General features: G+C 53.9%; 5 protein-coding genes and 1 pseudogene. All 6 read left to right on the top strand.

Annotated elements, in window-relative coordinates:
• Positions 1-479, top strand: a pseudogene (locus QLG09_RS22035) (type VI secretion system tip protein VgrG); the annotation flags it as partial.
• A gap of 10 nt (positions 480-489) precedes the next feature.
• On the top strand, positions 490-966 hold the full coding sequence (locus QLG09_RS22030) for a hypothetical protein (protein WP_074164849.1): 477 nt from the start codon (positions 490-492) through the stop codon (positions 964-966).
• Between the two features lie 75 nt (positions 967-1,041).
• Positions 1,042-1,596 carry a hypothetical protein gene (locus tag QLG09_RS22025; protein ID WP_230391329.1) on the top strand — a complete coding sequence of 185 codons (555 nt, stop codon included), beginning with the start codon at positions 1,042-1,044 and terminating at the stop codon, positions 1,594-1,596.
• A gap of 3 nt (positions 1,597-1,599) precedes the next feature.
• Entirely contained in the window at positions 1,600-2,679 is a 1,080-nt protein-coding gene (locus QLG09_RS22020) for a hypothetical protein (protein WP_049023198.1), read from the top strand.
• A gap of 73 nt (positions 2,680-2,752) precedes the next feature.
• Positions 2,753-3,193: a DcrB-related protein gene (locus QLG09_RS22015; RefSeq protein WP_049023199.1), complete on the top strand. Its 441-nt coding sequence runs from the start codon at positions 2,753-2,755 to the stop codon at positions 3,191-3,193.
• Positions 3,194-3,196: 3 nt separating this feature from the next.
• Positions 3,197-6,245 (top strand): DUF6531 domain-containing protein (locus tag QLG09_RS22010; RefSeq protein ID WP_282489409.1); only part of this gene is annotated, 3,049 nt, incomplete at its 3' end.

Here is a 6,245-nt window from a genome sequence, read left to right as displayed (position 1 = left end):
TGCGCTTTGAGGACAAGGCGGGTGCAGAGCAGGTGTGGATCCAGGCCGAGCGCAACATGGACACCAGCATTAAGAACGATGAAACGCACAGCGTCGGTGGCGAGCGCAGCCATTATGTGAAGAAAAATGAACTGCATCGGGTGGAAGCGAATCAGATCCAGGCGGTGAAAGGCGGAACAGAGATCCTGACGGGCAAAGGCAAGCTGGATGCGGCGGTGGAGCAATATGTCATTGCTTCCGGTACGAAGCTACGGCTGGTCTCTGGTGAAAGCGCAATTGAGCTGAACGCTAACGGCAAGATTAACCTCATCGGCAAAGAGTTTAATTTCTTCGTTGAAGGGGATGGTCATATCACCACCGGCGGTAAGCTGCACCTGAATACGTCTGGCACACAACCGGGCACCACGGCGCCGGGTTCCGGGCATAAAGGGGATATTGATGCGGCGGTGCAGGAGAAATTTACGACTAAAGGTGAGTAAGGTCGTAGCAGTGCTTATTGCATTATTAACGACGGGAATGGCTGAGGGAAATTCAGAGAAAAAGGATCTCTGGGCGTTCATTTCACAAATGAGCGCCTCACTCAAAACGTTATCCGTTACGAGTCTAAATGACATGCCGTTGCATTTTACCTACATGAAAAATAATGCATATATGAACCTCTACCATGCTGATGATTTCAAGCTTTTGGAGGGTACGAGCATTACTACCATTGATTTACGAGTAAGCAAAAAAAATGATGGCATGGCTCCCTTACTGAATTTTTCACCATCAGGCCAGTGCATCACACTTCAAACCGTTAAAAAGCATTACCCACAACTGACGTTAACTGATTATCCCCGAGGCCGCTCGGAGAATGAAGTGACCAGTTATACAGCACCAAAAGATATGAATGGACAAAAAGTGAGTTTCAGTTTCACCGTAAAAAAACCTGACTGTCTGAGCTCTGTTGTTATTAGCGCTGACTAAGAAAACAGCTTCCATGACTCGCGGTTTCCCACATCGGTGAGAAGCGTAATTTAGATTGAGAAAATGACGATTAACGTGAAAAAACAGACTCCGACATATCTTTGTTTTGTTCTGATGCTTACCTGTCTGTGCAGCAGTTCGGTATTGGCTCAAGTTATACCGCCCGTTCTGACAAATCACGATTTTTCTGTGCAGATAAAAAGCCAGCCTGTTGAATTGGGTGACAGATGGACTCCTGACGTTGCGCGCAGAATTGACGTGCCAGTGGAAGGCAGTTTTACCGGTGAGGTTCCTTTTGACGGAGCTAACTATAAATTCTTCCAGCATCAAAAGTCTGGGTTAGACATTTTCAGTTCCAATCTCTGGTGGGATAAAGCGGAACGAAGCGTTGATGATTATATCGTGTCGCAGATCACGCTGACTGCAACAGATGTCGCAACGCCGCGTGGTGTCCATGTTGGTTCAACGAGAACGGACTTGAACACAGCATACGGTGACGGTCAGGTCGCAAAGGATGCCGGAGAACAATGGATTACCTATGAGTTGGGTAAAAAGGTCCTCTCTTTTGAGATCAAAGACAGTAAAATTGTGAAGATAACAATGAATTACGACAATGGAAATCCAGAGTAATTTATGAAAAGGAAATATCTGGCAGCCGTATTGCTCACCGCTTTCTTGGCAGATGCAATTGAAACTGCAACTGCGCTAGAGTTATCACAATACAATAAGCTCAATACGGTCAGTCGCATCGTTAACGATAGCGAAGTGACAGACCTCCTCAGAAAGGCCCTGGGAAGCGATTACCAGACGTTTATCAACAATTTTGATGTATTTGGTGAACCGCATTCCACGGCTGACGGAGGATTGTTAATTGAAGGCTGGCTAAAAGATCTTTATCTGGAAAACGCCTCTGCTTTGGTTATCGAACCAGATGGCAAAATCTACGCTGCCTGGGTCATACCCGAGTCTGACGTTATTCATTATCAGTCTTCTGAACATCGCCAGGATATTAACGGCGATATTAAAAAATGGGCTGCAAGATTTGGCACACTGCATTTTGAAACGATAAGCCAATCTGGTCCCGCATTTGGCGGAGTATGGTCAGGCGAGTACGCGAACGACTCGACGTTAACTCTGCGGTTAGCTGAATCAGGTGGCCGTATCTCCGGATCTTATTGCTATATTTCGCAAAGAGGAAACCGCATTGATTGCCCGGAAGATGATGAGCGTAATCTTAGCGGTACGATCGCGGGCAATCGTGCCAATGTTGAGTTCAACTCATCGTTTGGCGGTATAGGCGGACGGGTTGTTCTGGAAATTAAGGGGAGTAAAATGGAATGGCGTTTAGTTACTCCTCCTCAAAAAGGAAATTATTATGCTCCGCAGCGTTATACGTTACAGAAAGCTGCTTCGGCTCAGACAGTTGAAACCCGAAAACTCAATACTCAAAAGTTCGCTATTTCTCTGGTCAATAAGTGCGGGCGTTTTACTAGTGAATGTGACCAGATGTATTATCTCGGCGTGCGCAAAAGTGATAATAGTACGATCTCCCTTAAGGGGAAAACGTTGCACGATCCTGCAGGTAAAATAATTGGCTCTACCTATAAGAATGGCGAGATCGCTTACACCGTGACTTACTCACCCGTGAAATTGGTCGTGAGCAAAGGCAACCATGTTTTAGTCGAACAATCAGGTCAATGGCTTAAAGAATAAAACAGCCAGCCCAAAGGCCAGCATGGATTGGCCCCTTTTATTTCTCACAATATTAATCATCCCGAGTTCACTTATGAAATACACCCTCCAGGAAGGTTCGTTTTCCCTTTTTCCTGCTGCCTGGCAGGATAACAGTATGAACATTATTCGCGACGACGAAAGCGGGTTGTCCGTGGTGGTCAGTCGCGGCGTTATTCCGGATGGCAGCGACTATGAGAAAGAGTTTCACCGCCAGTGGGAACTACTACGTCCGCAGATGGGCGAGATTGCCCAAAGCGCATTCCAGAGCATAAAGGTCGGGCCTGACGGAAAAATTAACGCGCTGGAAGTCGAGACGACCTTTGACAGTAACGGACAGCGCATTTGGCAAAAACAGCTGGCCGTACAAACGCCGGGCAAACCGGTGTTGATGATTTTTACCCTCTCGGCGCTCAGAGCATTCACCGCAGAGGATGAGGGGCGCTGGAGCGCGCTTAAGCAGAGTCTGACGCTAAACGACAACCGGAATGTGTAAGGCATGAGCGATAACAACGCGGCCCGTCAGGGCGACGAGATCATTCACTCCAGCATTTTTGCGGATATCACCAGTATTGTGGCGGAAGGTGCGGCCTATGCCGTTATCGGCGCTGCCGTGGGCGCGGCGGCAACCGTTGCTGCTCCGCTGCTGGGGGCGGGTGCTGCCGCCGCGGGCGTGGCGGCGATTGGATCCAGCTGTCTGTTAAGTGGGATCATTGGCGGCGTACTGGCAAACGTGGCAGGTATAACTGACGATATCAGCAACGCCGCCGAAGGTTTAGGCAACGCGCTGTTCCCGCCGTCGCCAGCGGGCAAAATTACCACCGGGTCTGATAACGTTCTGACGAACGCGATTCCCGCTGCACGAGCGGCCGGGACGCTGACGCCCGCCGACACACCGTCACCTGAACCACAGTCTCCGGGCAGCTTTGCCGATTACGCCGGCATGCTGCTTTCCGCCGCTGGACAATTTGGCAGCGAGATGTGGCAGCCGAGCGTGGCCTCTGCCGCTTCGGGAACCTCGCCGCTGGAAGAAGACAAGGTGGCGTGCGAAAAGCACTCCGGGCCGCAGTATCTGGCGGAAGGCTCTAAAAGCGTCTTCATTAACGGGCAGCCCGCGGTACGTGCAAAAGATCGCACCACCTGTGAAGGCACCGTTTCCGACGATGTTTCCCCGAATGTGATCATCGGCGGGGACACGCTCACGGTACGTGATATCAAGAGCGGTAAAACGCCGGGTCTGGCGCTGGGGATGATCGCGCTCTCCCTGCTGCGTGGACGTCCGGGTAAAATCCTGAAAAATATGCCCTGTGCACTGGCGGCAGCCGGCGGTGGCATGCTGGCCGATATGGCCGTTAATGCTGTGTTTGGCTCCTCGCACCCGGTACATGCTGCAACCGGCGTGAAGGTGCTGAATGATGACGATGAACTCGATTTCTCGTTGCCGGGGCGCTTCCCGCTGCGCTGGCAGCGCAGCTACAACAGCCTGACCACCCGTGAAGGGCTGTTTGGTCTGGGTTGGGCGACAACCTTTGACAGCTATCTGACGCTCGAAGAGAACAACGCGACCTGGTTCGACGAAACCGGCCGTGAGCTGAGCTTTGAGCTGCCGCCCGTCGATCGCGCGTTTTACAGCATCAGCGAAGGCATCATCATCCGCCGCAATGAGAGCGGCGACGTGGCGATTGCCGACGATGACGGCGCGGTATGGCGTCTGTATAAACCGACCCGGGCGAATCCCACCCTCCTGCGTCTGGCCTCCCTCAGCGACGAATACGGTAACGCGCTGCTGACGGAGTGGGATGAACACGGCAGGCTGGTCAATCTTCACGATGAGCCACGGGCGATTGATGTCACCCTGCGCTATGAAGATGAGCGTTTCCCGCAGCGCGCCACCTCTGCCAGCCATTTTGACGGCAACCGTACCTGGCCGCTGATGCAATGGGGTTACGATGCGCGCGGCCAGCTGGCGAGCGTGACGGATGCCTCTGGCGTAGTGACGCGCGAATACCGCTATAACGACCACGGCCTGATGGTCTGGCACCGCCTGCCGGGCGGGCTGGAGAGCGAATACCGCTGGCAAAAATTCGACCACTGGCGCGTGGTAGAAAACCGCACCAGCACCGGCGACGGCTGCCGCTTCACCTACGATTTAGCCGCCGGGCTGACGACCGTCGAGCACGACGATGGCCAGACGCGTAAGCACTACTGGAACGCGCAAAATCTGATTGTCCGCTACGTTGACGAGCGCGGTGAAAACTGGTGCTACGAGTGGGATGAAAACGAACTTCTGACCCGTCGCATCGATCCGCTCGGTAACGCCGTCACCTTCGTCTACGACGAAATGGGCAACCGGGTGCAGGAAATTGACGCCGACGGCAATACCCGCACCACCACCTGGCTGGAGCACCGCGCGCTACCGTCAGCCATCATTGAAGCCGACGGCAGTACGACCCGTTTCTGGTACGACGAACATCACGGGCTGAAGCGTGTGGTGGACCCGATGGGGCAGACAACACTGCTGCGCCGGGACGAGTTTGGTCAGGTCGTTGAAGAAGTTGATGCCGCGGGAAACAGTCGCTACCAGGAGTACAACGAGGCCGGGCAGGTCATTCGTGCCACAGACTGTTCAGGACGTATAACCCGCTATACCTATCATCCGCTGGGCTGGTTAACGACTGAGATCGGCGCTGACGGCGAAGAGACGCGCTATCGCTACGATGCCGCAGGGCGTCCGGTGCAACTCGATCGACCGGAAGGCTGGACAGAGTCACTTGCATGGAACGAACGCGGCCTGCCGGTGACGCATGCGGGCGCTGATGGCAAAGAAAGTGAGTTTAAATACGACGAGGCAGGACGATTAACCGCTACGCGTAACACTCAGGGTGAAGAGGTCCGTCGCCGCTGGGACAGCCGCGGGCGACTGATTGCCCTGGAAAATGAAAATGGCGAAGCCTATCAGTTCCGCTGGGGGCCCGACTCGCTGCTGCTGGAAGAGGTGGGGCTCGATGGCGTGGCCTCACAGTATCGCTATGACGCCTGCGGGCGTACGATAGCGCGCACGTTTGCCGCCGGTCATCCGGAAGCCATCACCCATGCCTTCGCCTGGAGCGCGAGTGGCCAGCTGGTTGCCCGCACCACGCCGGAAGGGCAGACCCGTTATCACTACACACCGTCAGGTTTGCTGAGTCGTATTGGACTTCATCCGGCACTTTCCGTTGACGCCTGGAGTGCAGAGGCAGAACAGGAACTTGCCTTTGAATATGACGCCCTGGGGCGTGTCACGCATGAAGTGGGCGAGCACGGTGAGCTGGCATGGGAGTATGATGCTCTCGGCAACCGCACCTCCGTCACGCTGCCCGATGGCCGCGAGCTGAAACAGTTCTACTACGGTAGCGGGCATCTGCTCAGCATTGCCCTCGATAAGCTGTCGGTCTCCGATTTTACCCGTGACGAACTCCACCGTGAGACCAGCCGTACCCAGGGGCTGCTGACCACCCGCAGCGAGTACGACCGTCTTGGTCGACTGCATCGCCGGGATGTATTCACTG

It is taken from the genome of Enterobacter sp. V89_11 (assembly GCF_029967775.1).
In the GTDB taxonomy this organism is placed as follows: Bacteria; Pseudomonadota; Gammaproteobacteria; order Enterobacterales; family Enterobacteriaceae; genus Enterobacter; species Enterobacter ludwigii.
The sequence above is the reverse complement of the archived record's forward strand: the minus strand, read 5'-3'. Positions and strand labels throughout refer to the sequence as shown.

Excerpts from the sequence above, each read along its gene's own strand:
- QLG09_RS22020 (WP_049023198.1), top strand. The coding sequence starts at position 1,600 with ATGAAAAGGAAATATCTGGCAGCCGTATTGCTCACCGCTTTCTTGGCA.
- QLG09_RS22015 (WP_049023199.1), top strand. The coding sequence starts at position 2,753 with ATGAAATACACCCTCCAGGAAGGTTCGTTTTCCCTTTTTCCTGCTGCC.